Here is a 19477-nt window from a genome sequence, read left to right as displayed (position 1 = left end):
TCAGGTACCTGGTCATGAACTTCCTCCGTTCCCTGTTCGCCCCGCGTCAACAGTTTCGCAGCTTCGCCCTGCTGGACAGCCAGGGACGTTGCCAGGCCTTCAAGCACTGCCTGCTGGCCCCGGTAGGCGATGGCTGGGTGGAAATCCAGGAAATTCGCCTGAACTGGTTGCACCAGGCGCTGCCCGCCAGCGCCCGGGTCAGCCCGCGCTGCGCTCGCTCCCGGGTGCAACCGATACTGGCCACCTGACCAAAAGCCTAATAAAAGTCGCGAAACAGGATCATTTCTGCGCATTTCTTCGTTACAATCTCCCCCCGATTATAAGGACGTCTCCTGATCGGGCCTCGCAGTACCGCCAACGCCACTGCTTTGGCACCCCGCACCGCCCACAGAGAGCCGCCCACACAGTTCGAGTGAAGCTGGCGTGCTTGCTGTTCACCTTGCAAACCTCCACTTTTCGCGAAACTGCAGAGCTGCCGTTGCTCGGCCACTTAAAGCTGTTTGCCCGTCGTGCCCGCATCCTTTGCCGGCATCACCGCGCGGGCCAGGTGCCAGGCTGAGGCAGCCCTTTTTTGAGGTTCACGTCTTCAAAAGAGCGTGAAAAAACGGGTTTTCACAACTTCACAAGAGTGTGGCGAGCAAATGAATAGTTTTGCGTCTGAACTGGCACCATTGGCCTCTACAACAGCCCGATTACACAGGACCGAGCACTCCTCAAGAACTGGTGCTTGAAGCCTGTCCGCTGACGGATTTGGTTGCACGAGCGGATGTATCGACCATAAGTCGAATTGCCCGAGGCTCCCCGAGATGCGTTCATACGCACCTTGAGGCCCGGTTGGCAGCGTCCGTGGTAGTTGCAAAAAATTGCGAAGATTCGGACATGGCGATCCTGGCCATGGGTAACCTGGGGCATTACGTGAACCGCCCCGTCACTCCTGGCAGCCATGCCGTCAATTTGGTGCTGCAGATTTTGGAGACGCGTTAATGGCGCATAACGAAGCAGTAGACGTCGTATTGGTCGGGGCCGGCATCATGAGTGCCACCCTTGCTGTACTGCTCAAAGAGCTTGACCCCGCGATCAAGCTGGAAGTCGTCGAGCTGATGGATTCGGGTGCCGCGGAAAGTTCCAACCCGTGGAACAACGCCGGTACCGGCCACGCCGGCCTCTGTGAGCTGAACTACACGCCACAGGCCGCCGATGGCAGCATCGACATCAAGAAAGCCGTGCACATCAACACCCAGTTCGAGGTGTCGAAGCAGTTCTGGTCCTACCTGACCAAGAAAGGCACCTTCGGCTCGTCCAAGTCCTTCATCAGCCCCGTGCCGCACCTGAGCTTCGTACAGGGCGAAAAAGGCGTTTCCTTCCTCAAGAAGCGCTTTGAAGTACTGAGCCAGCACCATGCCTTCGCGGACATGGAATACACCGAAGACAAGGCCAAGATGGCCGAGTGGATGCCGCTGATGATGCCGGGCCGCCCAGCGGACGAAACCATCGCCGCCACTCGCGTGCTCAACGGTACCGACGTCAACTTCGGCGCCCTGACCAACCAGTTGCTCAAGCACCTGACCAGCGCTCCTGATGCCCAGGTCAAGTACTGCAAGCGTGTCACTGGCCTCAAGCGCAACAAGGCCAACGGCTGGACCGTGAGCATCAAGGACGTCAACAGCGGCAGTACCCGCGAAGTCGACGCCAAGTTCGTGTTCCTCGGCGCCGGTGGCGCGGCCCTGCCCCTGCTGCAGGCCTCGGGCATCGAGGAAAGCAAGGGCTTCGGCGGTTTCCCGGTGAGCGGCCAGTGGCTGCGTTGCGACAACCCGGAAGTGGTCAAGCAGCACCAGGCCAAGGTCTACAGCCAGGCGGCGGTGGGCTCGCCACCAATGTCCGTGCCGCACCTGGACACCCGCGTGGTCGAAGGCAAGAAGTCCCTGCTGTTCGGGCCTTATGCCGGCTTTACCACCAAGTTCCTCAAGCACGGCTCGTTCCTCGACCTGCCGATGTCCGTACGCGCCGGCAACATCGGCCCGATGCTGGCCGTGGCCCGGGACAACATGGACCTGACCAAGTACCTGGTCAGCGAAGTCATGCAGTCCATGGAACAGCGCCTGGAATCCCTGCGCCGCTTCTACCCCGAGGCCAAGGCCGAGGACTGGCGCCTGGAGGTGGCCGGCCAGCGGGTGCAGATCATCAAGAAGGATCCGAAGAAAGGCGGCATCCTGCAGTTCGGTACCGAACTGGTGGCCGCCAAGGACGGCTCTCTGGCCGCCCTGCTCGGCGCCTCGCCAGGTGCCTCGGTGACCGTTTCGATCATGCTGGAGCTGATCGAGCGATGCTTCCCGGCCAAGGCCAGCGGCGAATGGGCTGCCAAGCTCAAGGAAATCTTCCCGGCACGGGAAAAGGTCCTGGAAACCGACGCAACGCTGTACCACCAGATCAACAGCGAAAACAACCTGAGCCTGGAGCTGGTCGAGCCAAGCAAGGAAACCGAAAGCTGCATCTGATCCGCGCTGAATGAAAAACGCCCCGTCCTTCGCAGGACGGGGCGTTTTTTATGCCTGGCGAGAAGATCAGCCGCGGGCGTTGTCCATCAGCTCGATGTAGTCGGCGGCGTTGCGCTGATCGCGGATCAGGTCGACGAAGGTCTGGCCGTGCTCATCCTTGCCATCCAGGTCGAAACCGGCCTCGACGAAGAAGGTCAGGAAGCGTTCGAAATCATCGATGCGCAGGCCACGATAGGCCTTGATCAGCTTGTGCAGGGACGGCGAAGTTGCATCGACCGGCTCGAAATCGAGGAACAACTTGATCTGCTCGTCGCTGATCTCGTCACCAATCACTTGTTTCTTATCTTTACGCATTGCCGACTCCAGCTCGCAGACATTTCACGGGGCGGGCAGTTTACCCCCAGCCCGCATATGGCCTCAACGCGAACGCACGCTGCCGGTATGCAGGTCAGCCCAGATGTGCCCGTTGGCATAGCTGAGGAACTGGCAATACACCGTGTCGTTGCGCAACAGGTCCATCACCGCACGGTACTGGGCCAGCGGGTAATACAGGGTCAGGGTCCGGGTCTTGGCATCGAACTGCGGCTTTTTCAGGCTTTTGCTTTCACCGTCGAAGTTCACCAGCACCTGGCTGATGGTGGCGCCCTTGTTCAACGGCTTGCCCTTGAGCCGCACCCACACTGGCGAAGTCACGGGAATCGGTTGCTGGTTCGATTGGCGCTGGCTGCCGATCACCACCGAATACTCGATGACCTGTAACAACTGCTGCTGTTGCGGGACGCTGTCGCGCAGGGTCAGATCATCGGGAGGCAGGAACTGCCCGTGCAAGGGGGCCGGGGCGGCTGCCAAGGGCAGGCTCAAGCACAGAAGAAGGGCCGCGCTACTGCGAATCAACAGGCTCATGACAGGCTCCAGACAAGGGCCGAGCACTCTAGCACGGGTTTTTACCGCAAATCTTGCACCGTTACCGACGGTAGGCCGCTGTCACGGGCGCGGGCCTGTTCAGTCGAACTGGGCGCGCATCCAGTCCTGGTATTCGGCCACGCCGGGCTCGCCTTCACGGGGCGCCCAACTGGCCTGCTCACCCTCGCCCACTGGGCGATAAGGGCCGGCCTTGCATTCGAACATCAGGCTGTCGGGCTCCAGCACCACCAGGCCGTGGAAAACCCCGGCCGGCAAGTCCACACCGACGCAGTCGCCGCCGGCCTGCAGCACCCGCTTGCCCTGGACCTGGCCCGCTTCATCGAAAATCAGCACGCCCAGGCGCCCCTTGAGCACCAGCAGGGTCTCGGCCTTGTCAGCGCTCAGGTGGCGATGCGGCGGAACATAAGTGGAGGGTTGCAGCCCCACCGCCATGCGGTGGCAAGGCTCTTCCATGGCATGGAAGTTGTGGTGCTGACGACCGCGGGGGTTGGCCGCGGCTTTCTCAGCCAGGTCGCTGAACAACGCTTGATCGAGAAAGCTCGGCCCGGTCATCGCTTACATGCCCTTGACGGCATAGATGCCGGCAGCGTTACGCCAGTAGCCCTTGTAGTCCATGCCGTAGCCGAACACGTAGCGGTCCACGCAAGGCAGGCCCATGTAGTCGGCCTTGAGGTCCGGACGGGCCTTCCGGTCGTGGTCCTTGTCGATCAGCACGGCCGTGTGCACGGCGCGGGCGCCGGCGTGTTTGCAGAAGTCGATGATCGCACCCAGGGTGTGACCTTCATCGAGGATGTCGTCGATGATCAGCACGTCGCGGTCGATAAAGGAGACTTCCGGCTTGGACTTCCAGAACAGCTCACCGCCGCTGGTTTCGTTGCGGTAGCGGGTAGCGTGCAGGTAGGAGGCTTCCAGGGGAAAGCGCAGGTGGGTCAGCAGCTTGCCCGCGAAGATCAGGCCACCGTTCATGACGCAGAACACCACCGGATTGCGCTCAGCCAGTTCTTCAGTGATTTGTGCACCGACCCGGGCGATGGCCGCCTCGACTTCAGCTTCGGTGTACAGGCAGTCAGCCTCGCGCATGATTTGACGGATATGCTCGAGATCAGCGGACATGGCGCTCTCCAAGGGGTGGCAGTTTCGGAAAAGCGGGCAAAGGTACGCATCCGGCCCGGTCAGATCAAGCGTTTCTGGACTAACGTACTTTATGTCTATAGGACAACAACCCCGGATAGATTAATCTAGGCCGTTTTTTTTGCCCGCCGCCGGAGCCTTTCCCTATGCCCATCCGTGAGATCCGCCATCCGCTGATCCGACACAAACTTGGCCTTATGCGCCGCGCAGACATTAGCACGAAGAACTTTCGTGAGCTCGCTCAGGAAGTCGGTGCCCTGCTGACGTACGAAGCCACCAAAGACCTGCCCCTGGAAAGCTACGAGATTCCAGGCTGGTGCGGCCCTGTCCAGGTCGAGAAGATCGCCGGCAAGAAGATTACCGTGGTACCGATCCTGCGTGCCGGCATCGGCATGCTCGAAGGCGTGCTGAGCCTGATCCCGGGCGCCAAGGTCAGCGCCGTAGGCGTGGCGCGCAATGAGGAAACCCTGCAAGCCCACACTTACCTGGAAAAACTGGTACCGGAAATCGACGAGCGCCTGGCGATGATCATCGACCCGATGCTGGCCACCGGCAGTTCCATGGTCGCCACCATCGACCTGTTGAAAAAGGCCGGCTGCCGTGACATCCGCGCCATGGTCCTGGTGGCCGCCCCCGAGGGCATCGCCGCCGTCGAGCAGGCGCACCCGGACGTGACCATCTACACCGCTTCCATCGATCAGAAGCTCAACGAGCATGGCTACATCATTCCTGGCCTGGGTGATGCCGGTGACAAGATCTTCGGCACCAAGCAGAAGGACTCCTGATCATGCAGGACGAGTTCAACGATCCGCTCTGGCGCCAGGTACTGTCTGGCGCCCAGATGCTCTTCGTGGCCTTCGGTGCCCTGGTGTTGATGCCGCTGATCACCGGTCTCGACCCGAACGTGGCGCTGTTCACGGCGGGTCTCGGGACTCTGTTGTTCCAGGTGGTGACCGGGCGCCAGGTGCCGGTCTTCCTGGCGTCGAGCTTTGCCTTCATCACCCCGATCATTCTCGCCAAGGGGCAGTTCGGCCTCGCCGCGACCATGGGCGGGGTAATGGCGGCGGGCTTCGTCTACACCTTTCTCGGCCTGGCCGTGAAGATCAAGGGCACCGGTTTCATCGACCGCCTGCTGCCGCCGGTGGTCATTGGCCCGGTGATCATTTCCATCGGCCTGGCCATGGCCCCCATCGCCGCCAACATGGCCATGGGCAAGGCCGGTGACGGCAGCGAGCTGATTCATTACCAGACGGCGATGATGATCTCGATGCCGGCGCTGCTCACCACCCTGATCGTCGCGGTGTTCGGCAAAGGCATCTTTCGCCTGGTGCCGATCATTTCCGGCGTGCTGGTGGGGTTTGCCCTGTCGTTCTACTTCGGCGTGGTGGACACCGCGAAGATCGCCGCCGCCCCCTGGCTGGCGCTGCCGCACTTCACCGCACCGGAGTTCAACTGGCAGGCGATCCTGTTCATCGTCCCGGTCGCCCTGGCACCGGCCATCGAGCACATCGGTGGCGTGATTGCGGTCGGCAGCGTCACCGGCCGCGACTACCTGAAGAAGCCCGGCCTGCACCGCACCCTGTTCGGTGACGGCATCGCCACCACCGCTGCCGGCCTGTTCGGCGGGCCGCCCAACACCACCTACGCCGAAGTCACTGGCGCGGTGATGCTGACCAAGAACTACAACCCGAAAATCATGACCTGGGCGGCGGTCTTCGCCATCACCCTGGCCTTTATCGGCAAGTTCGGCGCGCTGCTGCAAAGCATCCCGGTGCCAGTGATGGGCGGGATTCTCTGCCTGCTGTTCGGCTCGATCGCCGCGGTGGGGATGAACACCCTGATCCGCCACAAGATCGACCTGGGCGAAGCCCGCAACCTGGTGATCGTCTCGGTGACCCTGGTGTTCGGCATTGGCGGCGTGCTGGTGGGAACCGGTACCGGTCCGGATGATTTCGGCCTCAAGGGCATCGCCCTGTGCGCCGTTGTCGCCATCGTGCTGAACCTGGTGCTGCCGGGGAACGACGGCTGGAAAAACAAGAAGGCCGATGAGCCTTTGATCTAGAGAACCCTTCGCCGGCAAGCTGTCTCCCCCGCAGGAGCCGGCTTGCCGGCGAAGCTATTTACAACGCCAGCGGCGCTCGCTCGCACAAGGCGTTCAAGGCCTTGGCCCATTGTGGGTCGTCATTCAGGCAAGGGATCAACACCAGGTCCTCCCCTCCCGCCTCGCGAAACTGCTCGCGACCGCGATCACCGATCTCCTCCAGGGTTTCGATGCAGTCGGCGACAAATGCCGGGCACATCACCAGCAGCTTCTTCACTCCTTGTTTACCCAGTTCATCAAGGCGTGCCTCGGTGTAGGGCTCGATCCATTTCGCTCGCCCCAACCGTGACTGGAAGGAAACCGACCATTGCCCGTCGGCCAGGCCCATCTGCTGGGCAAAGGCCCTGGCGGTACGGAAACACTGGCCGCGATAACAGTTGGCAAGCACCTGGGGCGATGACTCTGCGCAGCAGTCCCCGGCACCATCGAGGGAGTGTCCCGGGTTGAGCTTGTTCAAGTGCCGCTCGGGCAAGCCGTGGAAACTCAGCAGCAGATGATCGAAAGGCTGTTGCAGGTGCGGCCGGGTGCTGGCCACCAACGCCTCGATGTACTCGGGTTGATCGTAGAAGGGTTGCAGCACGCTGAATTGCACGTCCAGCTTATGCTCGCGTACCACACGCCTGGCCTCCTCGACCACGGTGGTGACCGTGCTGTCGGCAAACTGTGGATACAGCGGGGCCAGGGTGATCTTGCGTTGCCCTTGGGCCACCAGCTTGAGCAGCACGGACTCGATCGAAGGCTCGCCGTAGCGCATGGCCAACTCTACCGGGCCCTGCTTCCACTGCTCGCTCATTACCTTCTGCAGACGCCGGCTGAGCACCACCAGCGGCGAACCCTCTTCCCACCAGATCGACGCGTAGGCGTGGGCCGATTGCTCTGGCCGCTTGATCAGGATCAGCGACACCAGCAAACGTCGGACCGGCCAGGGCAGGTCGATCACATAAGGGTCCATGAGGAATTGGTTGAGGTAGCTGCGCACGTCCGCCACCGAAGTGGAAGCCGGCGAACCCAGGTTGACCAGGAGCAACGCGTGATCGGTCATGCAACGTCCTATTTCAGAGGCGGCTGGACACAGGCGTCCAGGGCCGCAGGCAAATCAGTGAACTGGAAAGTGAAACCCGCTTCCAGCAACCGCGCGGGAACGGCACGCTGGCCTCCCAGCAACAGCAACGACAATTCACCCAAGGCCAGGCGCAGGAAAAACGCCGGCAGCGGTATCAGTGCAGGCCGGTGCAGAACCCGCCCCAAGGTCTTGGCGAACTCGCGGTTGCGCACCGGTTTTGGCGCGCAGGCATTATAAGGACCCTGCGCCCCAGGCTGATGCACAAGAAAATCAATCAGGGCGATTTGATCGTCGATATGAATCCACGGCATCCATTGCCGGCCGTTGCCGATCGGCCCGCCCAGCCCCAGCTTGAAGGGCAGCAGCAGGCGCGACAAAAAGCCGCCCTCGGGCGACAGCACCAAACCGGTGCGCACCAGCACCACACGCACGCCCATGGCTTCGGCGCGCTGGGCAGTTTCTTCCCAGGCAATGCACAACTGGCTGGCAAAGTCCTCGTTGACCGGGGGCGAATCCTCGCTCAGTTCCCGTTCGCCACCGTCGCCGTACCAGCCCACCGCCGAGCCCGACACCAGCACACCGGGTTTGTGTTCGCGGCTTTCGAGCCAGGCCAGCAGGGTTTCGGTCAGGGCGATGCGGCTGTGCCAAAGCAGCGCCTTGCGCTTGTGGCTCCAGGGCCGATCGGCGATCGGCGCCCCGGCCAGGTTGATCACCGCGTCCACCGGGATCTGGTCCAGCTCTTGCAGCGTCTTGACAGCCCGCACCTGGGGACCGCACAGGGCGGCAACCTTATCGGGTTGGCGAGTCCATACACTCAACTGGTGACCCTGGGCCTGCCAGTGACGACACAGGGCACGCCCGATCAAACCAGTACCGCCGGTCAGCAATATATGCATGACATCTTCCTCGCGTGGCGTTTTACCCGAATCACTAGTCTATTTTTATAAGCAGGGATCTTTTCAATCGGACAGGCTGTGTTTTAACGATAGACAACCTGAACAACCGATGACGCCGAAAGCTATACCAAAAAACAATATTGTACAGGTTTTGGCGGCGGCGTAATCTGTACAGAAAGGTAAACGAGGCCCCTATGACAGTACCCATCGCAATCATTGGTACCGGCATCGCCGGACTCTCCGCCGCCCAGGCGCTACGAGATGCCGGGCATACCGTCCACCTTTTCGATAAAAGCCGCGGCAGCGGCGGGCGCATGTCGAGCAAACGCAGCGATGCCGGCAGCCTGGACCTGGGAGCCCAGTACTTTACCGCCCGTGACCGTCGTTTCGTCACCGAAGTCCAGCGCTGGCAAGCCAAGGGCTGGGTCGCCGAATGGACGCCACAACTCTACAACTCTCACGGCGGCCAGCTCAGCCCCTCGCCGGATGAACAGACCCGCTGGGTCGGCACTCCCCGCATGAGCGCCATCACCCGCGCGCTGATCGGCGACCTCGAGGCCCACTTCGCCTGCCGCATCACCGAAGTCTTCCGCGGCGAACAGCATTGGCATCTGCAGGACGCCGAAGGTTTCACCCACGGCCCTTTCAGCCACGTCGTGATCGCCACGCCGGCACCACAGGCCACTGCCCTGCTGGCCGCCGCGCCGAAGCTTGCAGGTGTCGCCGCCGGGGTGAAAATGGACCCGACCTGGGCCGTCGCCCTGGCCTTCGATACCCCTCTGGAAACCCCCATGGAAGGCTGCTTCGTGCAGGACAGCCCGCTGGACTGGCTGGCCCGCAACCGCAGCAAGCCCGGGCGCGACAGCCACCTCGACACCTGGGTCCTGCATGCCACCAGCGCCTGGAGCCGGCAGCACATCGACCTCTCGAAAGAAGCCGTGACCGAACAACTGCACGGTGCCTTCGCCGAGCTGCTGCACAGCGTCATGCCCGCCCCCACCTTCAGCCTGGCCCACCGCTGGCTCTACGCCCGCCCGGCCACCAGCCATGAATGGGGCGCCCTGGCCGACGCCGATCTGGGCCTGTACGTTTGCGGCGACTGGTGCCTGTCCGGCCGCGTCGAAGGCGCTTGGCTCAGTGGTCAGGAAGCCGCACGCCGTTTGCACGAGAGCCTGCAGTGAATCGACTCAACCCGCGCAAACTGCTGCTGTCGAAATGGACAGCAGCCCACCCGCAACACCGCGAGAAACACTTCCTGGTCACTGAGCTTTTCTGCGACGAAGAAGGCACTGTGCTGGACATCGAACTGCAAGCCGTACTCACCCGACGCAGCCAGCGCATGAGCTGGCAAACCCTGCTCAACGACAGCGACTGGCGAATGGGCTGGAAATAACCCGACAACCTACCAGGCAATACCTATACAAATAATTTGACTTGTACAACTTTAATTCTATGATGAAGAAAAGTTGTACAGCGTTACTTTTTTGTACAGGTAAGCCCCGGAGGTTGCACCATGTCCGCCAAGCCGAAAATTGCCATCAGCGCCTGCCTGATGGGCGTCGAGGTCCGCTACAACGGTGGGCACAAGGAGTCTCGCCTGTGCAGCCGAGTACTCAGTGACTACTTCGATTTCGTGCCTATGTGTCCGGAAGTTGCAATCGGCATGGGCACCCCCCGCGAACCTATTCGACTGGTCGGCGACCCCGAGCAACCCCGGGCCGTAGGCACCGTGGATGCCAGCCTGGATGTCACCCTGCCCCTGGCGGAATATGGCGAGCGCATGGCGGCCCAGGTAGACGATATCTGTGGCTATATCTTCATGCAGAACTCACCATCCTGTGGTCTGGAGCGGGTCAAGGTGTACCAGGCCAACGGCATTCCCCACCGAAACGGCGGCCGGGGAATCTATGCCCAGGCATTCTGCGCACAGCATCCCAATCTGCCGGTGGAAGAAGCCGGACGCCTGAACGACCCGGTACTGCGGGAAAACTTCCTGACCCGGGTCTACGTCTATCGCGACTGGCAGGCGTTGCTCAAGCAAGGCCTGACCCGCCGCGCCCTCACCGACTTCCACTCGCGCTGCAAATACCTGCTGATGGCCCATCACCCCGAACAGTACAAGGCCCTGGGCAATCTGCTGGGCAGCATGGGCAAGGGCGATGCGACGCTGATCGGCCCACGCTACTTCAGCCAGTTGATGGAAGCGCTGAGCCGCTGCGCCACCCGTGGCACCCACAGCAATGTGCTGCAGCACATCAGTGGCTACTTCAAGCGGGCCATCAGCAGCGAGGACAAGCAGGAAATGCAGCGCCTCATCAACCAGTACCGCCAGGGCATCGTGCCGCTGGTGGTGCCCCTGACCCTGCTCAAGCACCACTTGCGCCAGAACCCCGATCCCTACATTGCCCAGCAACTGTACCTGCAGCCGCACCCCGAAGACCTCAGCCTGCGCAACGCGATCTGAGCCATGAAACCCTTCCCCCCAGCGGTCGACGAAGACACCGCCCCGGATACCGACTGCCAGGAACAGGGCTGGCTGCCGATCCGCGAGGTGGCGCGCCAGACCGGTGTCAACGCAGTCACCTTGCGGGCCTGGGAGCGCCGCTACGGGCTGATCGTGCCCCGGCGCACGCCCAAGGGCCACCGGCTGTATTCCAGCGAGCAGGTGCAGCAGATCCTGACCATCCTCACCTGGCTCAATCGAGGGGTTGCGGTGAGCCAGGTCAAGCCCTTGCTGGACAGCGACACCAGCTCCAGCCCCCAGGTGGAGAATGACTGGCTGCACCTGCGCGCCGCCCTCGCCCGGGCCATCAGCCAGCTGGCCGAGCGCAAGGTCGACGACACCTTCAATCAGGCCATGGCGCTGTACCCGCCACGGACCCTGTGCGAGCACCTGTTGATGCCGCTGCTGGCGGAACTGCAACAACGCTGGCAAGGCCAGTTCGGCAGCCAGATGGAACAGGTGTTCTTCTACTCCTGGCTGCGCAGCAAGCTCGGCGCCCGGATCTATCACAACAACCGCCAAGTGCAGGGCGCCCCGCTGTTGCTGGTCAATCAGTCGGACCTGCCACTGGAGCCGCACCTGTGGCTCACCGCCTGGCTGGCCAGTAACGCCGACTGCCCGGTGGAGGTCTTCGACTGGCCGCTGCCCGGCGGCGAACTGGCCCTGGCCACCGAACGCCTGCAGGCCCGGGGCCTGCTGCTGTATTCCGGCAAGGCACTCAACCCCGCCCAGTTGCCCAGGCTGCTCAGCGGCGTGGCCTGCAAAAAATTCATCGTCGGACCCGCGGTGTGCATCCACCCCGCCCAGTGGTCCGTATGTACCACTGAAATCGCCGATCTGTACCTGGCCCAGGACCCGATAGCGGCCTGCCAGCTACTGCTCGAGCGAGGACTTTTCTGATCCGGGAACCGACATGCAATTGATCTGGCTGCGCAGCGATCTGCGCCTACATGACAACACCGCCCTGAGCGCCGCTGCCCAGCGGGGCGCGGCCGTAGCGGTGTATCTGCTGAGCCCGGAGCAGTGGCTGGCCCATGACGATGCACCGTGCAAGATCGATTTCTGGCTGCGTAACCTGCAGTCGCTGAGCACCGCCCTGGGCCGCCTGAATATCCCGCTGCTGATCCGCAGCGCCGCCACCTGGGAGCAGGCGCCTCAGGTCCTGCTGGAGCTGTGCCGGCAATTGCAGGTGCAGATGCTGCACTTCAACCAGGAATACGGCATCCACGAAAGCCGCCGCGATGCGGCCGTGACCCGGGCCCTGCAACACGCCGGAATCAGCGTCCAGGGTCATCTCGACCAATTGCTGTTCCAGCCCGGCAGCGTACTGACCAAGAGCGGCGGCTACTTCCAGGTCTTCAGCCAGTTTCGCAAGGTCTGCTACAGCCGCCTGCATACCGCACTGCCGGCCCTGGTGAAGGCACCCGGGGCTCAGTTGCCGCTGTCGATCAACGCCGATCCGCTCCCGCAGCGGGTCGAAGGCTTTCCCAGCCCCACCCAAGCCCTGCGCGAGCTGTGGCCCGCCGGCGATGACGAGGCACAAAGGCGCCTGGAGCAGTTCAGCGATGAACAGATCCACTACTACCAGAGCGAACGCGACTTCCCGGCCAAACCCGGCACCAGCCAGCTTTCGCCCTACCTCGCCGCCGGCGTGATCTCGCCCCGCCAGTGCCTGCACGCCGCCTTGCGCGGCAACCAGGGCGAGTTTGAAAGCAGCAGCCCCGGGGCCGTCACCTGGATCAACGAGCTGCTCTGGCGCGAGTTCTACAAACACATCCTGGTGGGCTACCCACGGGTGTCCCGGCACCGGGCCTTTCGCCCGGAAACCGAGGCGGTGAAATGGCGCCATGCCCCCGAGGAACTGGCGGCCTGGCAGGAGGCCCGCACCGGCCTGCCGATCATCGATGCCGCCATGCGCCAGCTGCTGGAGACCGGCTGGATGCATAACCGCCTGCGCATGGTGGTGGCGATGTTCCTGACCAAGAACCTGCTGATCGACTGGCGCGAGGGCGAGCGTTTCTTCATGCGCCACCTGATCGACGGCGACCTGGCGGCCAACAACGGCGGCTGGCAGTGGAGCTCGTCCACCGGCACCGATTCGGCGCCCTACTTCCGCATCTTCAACCCCATCAGCCAGTCGCAGAAGTTCGACAGTGAGGGGCGCTTCATCAAGCACTGGCTGCCGCAACTGGCGGGGCTGAACAAAAAAGATATCCACAACCCGGCGGCCATGGGCGGCCTGTTCGGCGTGCCTGGCTACCCGGCGCCGATCGTCGATCTTTCACGCTCCCGGGAGCGGGCCCTGGCGGCGTTCAAGGCACTGCCCGCGCGAATGGATGCAGGGGTGAGCCATGAGTGACTTTCTCGACAACTTCGCCCGGGAGTTCGCCGCCCTCGACCGGCACAATCTCGACCGACTGGAGCAGCTCTACAGCGATGACATCCAGTTCACCGATCCTCTGCACGAGGTCCAGGGGCTGGCCCAGTTGCGCGGCTACTTCGCCGAGCTCTACGCCAACGTCCGTGAGCTGCGCTTTGAATTCCACGGCAGCGACCTGTGCGCCGAGGGCCAGGGCTACCTGCGCTGGACCATGAGCTACCGCCACCCGCGCCTCAACGGCGGCGGCCTGATCCAGGTGGCGGGCTGCTCGTACCTGCAATGGCGCGACGCCAGGGTCTACCGCCACCGCGACTATTTCGACGCCGGTGCCCTGCTCTATGAACACTTGCCGCTACTCGGGGCGATGATCGCCTGGCTGAAACGGAGGCTCGGATGAAGCCTGCCATGCCACGAAGGGTCTGGCTCACCGGTGCCAGCAGCGGCATCGGCGCAGCCCTGGCCGAAGAACTGCTCAAGGCCGGGGCCCAGCTGGCGCTCAGCGCCCGTTCCCGCGAGCCCCTGGAGGCCCTGGCCAAGCGCTATCCGGGCCGAGTGCTGGTGGTGCCCGGCGACCTCACCGATGCCTTGCAGGTACGCGAGATCGGCAAGCGCATCGCCCAGGCCTGGGGCGCCCTGGACACGGTGATCCTGAATGCCGGGACCTGCGAATACATCGAGGTACAGCAGTTCGACGCAGCGCTGATCGAACGGGTGCTGAACACCAACCTGCTGGCCGCCAGCTACTGCATCGAGGCCGCACTGCCGCTGTTGCGCGCAGGCAATCGCCCGTACCTGGTGGGCGTGGCCAGTTCGGTGACCTGTTTGCCACTGCCCCGGGCCGGTGCCTATGGCGCCTCCAAGGCGGCGCTGCGCTATCTGCTGCAGTCCCTGCGTATCGATCTTGCTGCCGAAGGCATCGACGTGACCCTGGTCAGCCCGGGTTTTGTCGACACGCCACTGACCGCACGCAACGATTTCCCGATGCCCATGCGCTGGACTGCCGAACAGGCCGCCCGGCATATCCACCGGCATCTGGGCAGGCGCCCCCTGGAGATCGCCTTCCCAGGTCTGTTCATCTTCGGCCTCAAGCTCTTGGCCTGGCTGCCCGGCCGCCTGCAACTGGGCATTGCCAGACGCCTGGCCCGTAGCGGGGAAACATCGTGAAAATCGCCATCATCGGCAGCGGCATCGCTGGCCTGACCTGCGCCTATGTGCTCAACCGCCGGCATGACATCCGGGTCTACGAGGCCGGCAGCTGGATCGGCGGCCATACCCACACCGTAAACGTCAGCCTCAATGGCGAGACCCAGGCCGTGGACACCGGCTTCATCGTCTTCAACGACTGGACCTACCCCAACTTCATTCGCCTGCTGAAGCAGCTCGGGGTGCGCTACAAAGCCACCGAGATGAGCTTTTCGGTGTGCGCCCCAGCCTCCGGGCTGGAGTACAACGGCAACAACCTCAACAGCCTCTTCGCCCAGCGGCGCAACCTGCTGTCACCGGGGTTCTGGGGCATGCTGCGGGACATCCTGCGCTTCAACCGGGCCTCCCAGCAGGACCTGCTGCAACAACGCATCGCCGCCGACACCACCCTGGGCCAGTACCTGCAAAGCCAGGGCTACGGCGAGCGTTTTATCCGCCACTACATCGTGCCCATGGGCGCAGCGATCTGGTCGATGTCGCCGGGGCAGATGCTCGGTTTCCCTTTGCAGTTCTTCGTGCGTTTCTTCAAGAACCACGGCTTGCTCTCGGTGAGCAACCGCCCGCAATGGTGCGTGATCGAAGGTGGCTCCAGCCGTTACATCGAGCCGCTGACCGCAAGCTTTCGCCAGCACATCCATCTCGACTGCCCGGTGCGGCGGGTCGAACGCGATGAGCAGGGCGTACTTATCCACAGCGACGCCGGCAGCGAGCGCTTCGACAAGGTGGTGTTCGCCTGCCACAGCGACCAGGCCCTGCAACTGCTGTCCAGCCCGAGCCTCGCTGAACAGGAAATCCTCCAGGCCCTGCCCTACGCCGACAACGACGTGGTGCTGCACACCGATACCCGCCTGCTGCCACGCCGGCGCCTGGCCTGGGCCAGCTGGAACTACCGCCTCGACGCCAGCGCCGAAAAGGCCGCAGCCGTGACCTACGACATGAACATTCTCCAGGGCCTGCAAAGCAGCAGTACCTTCTGCGTCAGCCTCAACCAGAGCGCCGCCATCGACCCTTCGAAGATTCTTGCCCGCTACACCTACGCCCACCCGCAATACAGTCTCGGCGCGCTGGCCGCACAAGCGCGCTGGGGCGAACTGCAGGGCGCGCACCACAGCTTCTATTGCGGAGCCTACTGGGCCAACGGCTTCCATGAAGACGGCGTGGTCAGCGCCTTGCGCGTGGCCCAGGCCTTTGGAGAGCAACTGTGAACAGCGCCCTGTACAACGGCTGGATCAGCCACCGGCGCTTCGCCCCCAAGGACCATGCCTTCCGCTACCGGATCGGCCTGCTGTACCTGGACCTGGACGAGCAGGAAGCGGTGCTGGGGCTCTCGCCCCTGGCAGGCCGCAGCCGTTTCGCACCCTTCGCCTTCCGTGAAAGCGACTACCTGCCGACCTTCACCGGCCAGGGCATGCGCCTGATCGACGCGGTACGCCAGCAGGTGGCCGCGGCCATCGGCCACGCTCCCAGCGGCGCAATACGCCTGCTGACCCAGGTGCGCAGCTGGGGGCTGGCGTTCAATCCGGTGAGCTTCTTCTATTGCTTCGAGGCCAACGGGCAATTGGCGGCGATTCTCTGCGAAGTCACCAACACCCCCTGGCGCGAGCGCTATCACTATGTGCTACCGGCCCGCCCGGGCACTGCCACAACGCCCGAGCACCAGCACTTCGCCGTGGCCAAGGCCTTCCACGTATCGCCATTCCTGCCCCGGGATCTGGAGTACCGCATGAGCTTCAGCCCGCCGGCCGAGCGGCTGGGCGTGCACATGGCCGACTGGCAGGGCGAGCTCAAGGTGTTCGACGCCACCCTCAACCTGCAACGCCAGCCTCTGGATCGACGCAGCCTGCACCAGTACCTGCGACATTTTCCATGGATGACCGCCAAGACCTGCCTGGCGATCTACTGGCAGGCCCTGCGCCTGGCCGCCAAGGGCATGCGCTTTTTTCCCCATCGGGCCGCCGTTGGCGCCTATCGCACAGCCGTCGTACAACCCAAGGATCGCCGCCATGAAATCCTCTAGCATCTCGGCCAGAACCCCCTTGCTCAGCACCCACAGCCTCACCGCCAGCCTGCTGCGCCGTGGCGTGCTGCGACAACTGGCGCAGCTCAGGCACGGCCAACTGGTGGTCTGCGAAGAGGGCGAACGCCTGGTGTTCGGCAGCAGTGGTGCCGCCCTGCTGGGGGAAATCCACATCCACGACTCCAGCGCCTGGGGCCTGATGGCCAGCAGCGGTTCGATCGGCGCCGGCGAGGCATTCATCCACGGCTACTGGAGCACCCCGGACCTGACCGCGGTGATCCGCGTGTTCGTCAGCAACCTGGACGTGCTGGACGCCATGGAAGGCGGCCTGGCGAAACTGGGCCGGCCGCTGATCCGCGGCCTGCACTGGCTCAACCGCAATACCCGCAAGGGCTCGCAGAAAAACATCGCGGCCCACTACGACCTGGGCAACGAGCTGTTCGAGCAGTTCCTCGACCCCACCATGATGTACTCCGCCGCGCAGTTTCGCAGCGCCGAAGACAGCCTGGAGCAGGCCCAGCTGAACAAGCTGCAACGCATCTGCCAGAAGCTGGCGCTCAAGCCCGAGGACCACCTGCTGGAGATCGGCACCGGCTGGGGCAGCATGGCCCTGTATGCCGCGCAACACTACGGCTGCCGGGTGACCACCACGACCCTGTCCAGGGAGCAGTTCGCCTATACCCGGCAGCGGATAGAGGCCGCCGGCCTGCAGGACCGGGTAACCCTGCTGCTGGAGGATTACCGCGACCTGCGCGGCCAGTACGACAAGCTGGTGTCGATCGAGATGATCGAAGCCGTGGGCCACCGCTTCCTGCCCACCTACTTCAAGCAATGCGCGCACCTGCTCAAGAGCAACGGCCTGATGCTGCTACAGGCCATCACCATTCGCGACCAGCGCTATGAGCAGGCGAAAAATGGCGTGGATTTCATCCAGCGCTACATCTTTCCCGGTGGCGCCCTGCCCTGCGTACAGAAGATGCTCGAAGTGGTCAGCCGCGACACCGACATGAATCTGCTGCACATGGAAGACTTTGGCCTGCACTACGCCCGTACCCTGCGCCTGTGGCACGAGAACTTCCGGCGCGCCCATGGCCGCCTCGGCGAACTGGGCTACGACGAATACTTCCTGCGGCTCTGGGAGTTCTACCTGTGCTATTGCGAAGGCGGCTTCCTGGAACGCAGCATCGGCACCGCCCAACTGCTGCTGGCCAAACCTGCGGCCGCGCCACAACCGCTGCTCGGGCGCCTCGATGCCTAGGCAACTGGTCAATGCCCTGCTGTTCCAGCTGGGCTGGTTCATCTGCGTGCTCAGCGGCGACAGCCTCTGGCTGCTGCTGGGGGTGGCGATCCTGCCGGCGCATCTGCACTGGATCGGCCGCTGGGCCGACGAAGGCCCGATGATCGTCGGCATTGCCCTGATCGGCATCGCCCTGGACAGCTTCCTCAGTTGGCTCGGGGTGTTTCAGTTCCAGCAAGTCAGCCTGCTGGTGCCCTTGTGGCTGATGCTGCTCTGGGCCCTGCTGGCCACCACACTGCGCCATGGCCTGGCCTGGAGCGCCCGGCCCTGGTGGCTGGGGTGTGTGCTGGGGGCATTGGGCGGGCCGCTTTCCTACTACGCCGGGGGGCGCCTGGCGGGAGTGACCTTTCCCTACGGCACCGGCCCCACCCTGCTCGGCCTGGGGCTGCTCTGGGCGCTGCTATTGCCGCTGCTGCACGTGCTCGCGCGGCCGGCACCGCAAGAGCCGCCACTGGTCACCGGAGACTGAGCATCCGTCCGGGCTTTAACACAGCCCGGGCTCACTGCCTTACACTGCGCGCCTATGACCACCATCCCCGTTACCTCCATCGCCGCCGAACCCGCCGTCAGTTGCTCCACCTGCGCCGCCTGTTGCTGCCAGCTGGAGGTCATGCTGATCACCGACACCGGGGTGCCCGAGCGCTTTATCGATACCGACGATTGGGGAGGGGAAGTCATGCGCCGCCTGGATGACGGCTGGTGCGCGGCGCTGGACCGCGACAGCATGCGTTGCAGCATCTATGAGCTGCGGCCGCTGATCTGTCGCGAGTTCGAGCTGGGCGAGGCCGATTGCTTGAGCGAACGCCGGGGAATTGCCACGGCGTATCGCTGATAGCGGCCTTAGAGCGGCATCGTGTAATGCAGCGCGTAGCTTTCGATACCGTCGTTGGGGGTCTTGATGCCGGCGTTGGAGTAGTGCGTGGCGCGGATACCGACTTCATGGCCACCGGCGAAGCGCAGGCCGAAACCGATGCGGTCTTCGAACTGGAAGGATGACCCCAGCTTGTTGTCCTCGACCTGGGTATGGGCAAAGGCCGCTACCCCGATGCCGGCCTCGATGTAGGGCTTGACGCTGGCCCCGGCGAATTCGTAGACCAGCACCGGGGAGAACGACAGGCTGTGGTTGCTGGAGGTCTTGTCGCCATCCCAATAGGTGTAGGCGCCGCTCCAGTAACCCGTGAGACGGCCGACGTCACTTTGCAGCCAGCTCTTGTCCCAATCCCATTGCATACCCAGCCGATAGGCCTGGGTCGAATCGCCGGTTTGCCCCACGGAGAACTCGACTCCGGCCGCCTGCGCGGAAAAACTGTGCCCCAACAACCCGGCCGCAAGTGCAGCCAAACACAACAGTCGCTTCATCAGGAACATCCTTTTCGAACGGTTTTATATGGTGTTGTACAACCCTGTGGATAGGCTATAGAAGCCAGCGCGCATTCAGAAGTTCAGCGCCAGTGAAGGGATTTTTCA

23 protein-coding genes are annotated in these 19477 nt (G+C 63.3%); 16 read left to right on the top strand and 7 right to left on the bottom strand.

What is annotated here, in order from left to right:
* The first annotated feature begins 14 nt into the window (after positions 1 to 14).
* Positions 15 to 248: a hypothetical protein gene (locus tag AC1RGE_RS16795; protein ID WP_019096022.1), complete on the top strand. Its 234-nt coding sequence runs from the start codon at positions 15 to 17 to the stop codon at positions 246 to 248.
* A gap of 735 nt (positions 249 to 983) precedes the next feature.
* Complete coding sequence (mqo, locus tag AC1RGE_RS16790) at positions 984 to 2495, top strand: malate dehydrogenase (quinone) (RefSeq protein ID WP_011063381.1); 1512 nt, start codon at positions 984 to 986, stop codon at positions 2493 to 2495.
* Between the two features lie 66 nt (positions 2496 to 2561).
* On the opposite strand, the gene AC1RGE_RS16785 is transcribed toward mqo, so the two are convergent.
* The 4 genes from AC1RGE_RS16785 to AC1RGE_RS16770 form a co-directional block, all read right to left on the bottom strand.
* Entirely contained in the window at positions 2562 to 2849 is a 288-nt protein-coding gene (locus AC1RGE_RS16785) for a PA4642 family protein (protein WP_011063382.1), read from the bottom strand.
* Positions 2850 to 2912: 63 nt separating this feature from the next.
* Entirely contained in the window at positions 2913 to 3398 is a 486-nt protein-coding gene (locus AC1RGE_RS16780) for a hypothetical protein (RefSeq protein WP_492584657.1), read from the bottom strand.
* A 99-nt stretch (positions 3399 to 3497) separates the two neighbouring features.
* Positions 3498 to 3971: a WbuC family cupin fold metalloprotein gene (locus AC1RGE_RS16775; RefSeq protein ID WP_346624780.1), complete on the bottom strand. Its 474-nt coding sequence runs from the start codon at positions 3969 to 3971 to the stop codon at positions 3498 to 3500.
* A 3-nt stretch (positions 3972 to 3974) separates the two neighbouring features.
* Positions 3975 to 4532 (bottom strand): hypoxanthine-guanine phosphoribosyltransferase, encoded by a 558-nt coding sequence (locus AC1RGE_RS16770; RefSeq protein ID WP_011063385.1) that lies wholly within the window; start codon positions 4530 to 4532, stop codon positions 3975 to 3977.
* A 164-nt stretch (positions 4533 to 4696) separates the two neighbouring features.
* Here AC1RGE_RS16770 and upp point away from each other — a divergent pair, with 164 nt between their 5' ends.
* Complete coding sequence (gene upp, locus AC1RGE_RS16765) at positions 4697 to 5335, top strand: uracil phosphoribosyltransferase (RefSeq protein ID WP_011063386.1); 639 nt, start codon at positions 4697 to 4699, stop codon at positions 5333 to 5335.
* A 2-nt stretch (positions 5336 to 5337) separates the two neighbouring features.
* Complete coding sequence (locus tag AC1RGE_RS16760; protein WP_011063387.1) at positions 5338 to 6612, top strand: uracil-xanthine permease family protein; 1275 nt, start codon at positions 5338 to 5340, stop codon at positions 6610 to 6612.
* Positions 6613 to 6670: 58 nt separating this feature from the next.
* Here AC1RGE_RS16760 and hemH read toward each other — a convergent pair whose 3' ends face one another.
* On the bottom strand, positions 6671 to 7693 hold the full coding sequence (gene hemH / locus AC1RGE_RS16755; protein ID WP_065365201.1) for a ferrochelatase: 1023 nt from the start codon (positions 7691 to 7693) through the stop codon (positions 6671 to 6673).
* 8 nt (positions 7694 to 7701) lie between these two features.
* Complete coding sequence (locus AC1RGE_RS16750) at positions 7702 to 8610, bottom strand: TIGR01777 family oxidoreductase (RefSeq protein WP_011063389.1); 909 nt, start codon at positions 8608 to 8610, stop codon at positions 7702 to 7704.
* A gap of 194 nt (positions 8611 to 8804) precedes the next feature.
* Between AC1RGE_RS16750 and AC1RGE_RS16745 the strand changes: the two genes are divergently transcribed.
* From AC1RGE_RS16745 to AC1RGE_RS16690, 12 genes are all read left to right on the top strand, one after another.
* Positions 8805 to 9791 (top strand): NAD(P)/FAD-dependent oxidoreductase, encoded by a 987-nt coding sequence (locus tag AC1RGE_RS16745; protein WP_011063390.1) that lies wholly within the window; start codon positions 8805 to 8807, stop codon positions 9789 to 9791.
* Positions 9788 to 10003 carry a TIGR02450 family Trp-rich protein gene (locus AC1RGE_RS16740; protein WP_011063391.1) on the top strand — a complete coding sequence of 72 codons (216 nt, stop codon included), beginning with the start codon at positions 9788 to 9790 and terminating at the stop codon, positions 10001 to 10003. The genes AC1RGE_RS16745 and AC1RGE_RS16740 overlap by 4 nt, the downstream gene beginning before the upstream one ends.
* A 120-nt stretch (positions 10004 to 10123) precedes the next feature.
* The gene (locus AC1RGE_RS16735) at positions 10124 to 11074 is read left to right on the top strand and encodes a YbgA family protein (RefSeq protein ID WP_492584655.1); all 951 of its coding nucleotides are present in this window, start codon (positions 10124 to 10126) and stop codon (positions 11072 to 11074) included.
* A 3-nt stretch (positions 11075 to 11077) separates the two neighbouring features.
* The gene (locus AC1RGE_RS16730) at positions 11078 to 12013 is read left to right on the top strand and encodes a MerR family transcriptional regulator (protein WP_072442506.1); all 936 of its coding nucleotides are present in this window, start codon (positions 11078 to 11080) and stop codon (positions 12011 to 12013) included.
* Between the two features lie 13 nt (positions 12014 to 12026).
* On the top strand, positions 12027 to 13472 hold the full coding sequence (gene phrB, locus AC1RGE_RS16725; RefSeq protein ID WP_492584654.1) for a deoxyribodipyrimidine photo-lyase: 1446 nt from the start codon (positions 12027 to 12029) through the stop codon (positions 13470 to 13472).
* Complete coding sequence (locus AC1RGE_RS16720) at positions 13465 to 13890, top strand: nuclear transport factor 2 family protein (protein WP_011063395.1); 426 nt, start codon at positions 13465 to 13467, stop codon at positions 13888 to 13890. Before phrB ends, AC1RGE_RS16720 begins: the two co-directional genes overlap by 8 nt.
* On the top strand, positions 13887 to 14657 hold the full coding sequence (locus tag AC1RGE_RS16715; protein ID WP_065365196.1) for an SDR family NAD(P)-dependent oxidoreductase: 771 nt from the start codon (positions 13887 to 13889) through the stop codon (positions 14655 to 14657). Before AC1RGE_RS16720 ends, AC1RGE_RS16715 begins: the two co-directional genes overlap by 4 nt.
* On the top strand, positions 14654 to 15901 hold the full coding sequence (locus AC1RGE_RS16710; protein WP_492584652.1) for an NAD(P)/FAD-dependent oxidoreductase: 1248 nt from the start codon (positions 14654 to 14656) through the stop codon (positions 15899 to 15901). The genes AC1RGE_RS16715 and AC1RGE_RS16710 overlap by 4 nt, the downstream gene beginning before the upstream one ends.
* Positions 15898 to 16713, top strand: coding sequence for a DUF1365 domain-containing protein (locus AC1RGE_RS16705; RefSeq protein WP_011063398.1), 816 nt, complete (start codon positions 15898 to 15900; stop codon positions 16711 to 16713). Before AC1RGE_RS16710 ends, AC1RGE_RS16705 begins: the two co-directional genes overlap by 4 nt.
* Positions 16700 to 17971 carry a class I SAM-dependent methyltransferase gene (locus AC1RGE_RS16700; RefSeq protein ID WP_492584650.1) on the top strand — a complete coding sequence of 424 codons (1272 nt, stop codon included), beginning with the start codon at positions 16700 to 16702 and terminating at the stop codon, positions 17969 to 17971. Before AC1RGE_RS16705 ends, AC1RGE_RS16700 begins: the two co-directional genes overlap by 14 nt.
* Complete coding sequence (locus tag AC1RGE_RS16695) at positions 17964 to 18479, top strand: DUF2878 domain-containing protein (RefSeq protein ID WP_077934756.1); 516 nt, start codon at positions 17964 to 17966, stop codon at positions 18477 to 18479. Before AC1RGE_RS16700 ends, AC1RGE_RS16695 begins: the two co-directional genes overlap by 8 nt.
* A gap of 54 nt (positions 18480 to 18533) precedes the next feature.
* Entirely contained in the window at positions 18534 to 18842 is a 309-nt protein-coding gene (locus AC1RGE_RS16690; protein ID WP_011063401.1) for a YkgJ family cysteine cluster protein, read from the top strand.
* Positions 18843 to 18850: 8 nt separating this feature from the next.
* On the opposite strand, the gene AC1RGE_RS16685 is transcribed toward AC1RGE_RS16690, so the two are convergent.
* Entirely contained in the window at positions 18851 to 19369 is a 519-nt protein-coding gene (locus AC1RGE_RS16685; RefSeq protein WP_015636972.1) for an acyloxyacyl hydrolase, read from the bottom strand.
* Positions 19370 to 19477: the final 108 nt, after the last annotated feature.

This window comes from Pseudomonas sp. GW823-FHT02C05, assembly GCF_058797595.1.
This window is presented reverse-complemented; position numbering and strand designations above follow the sequence as displayed.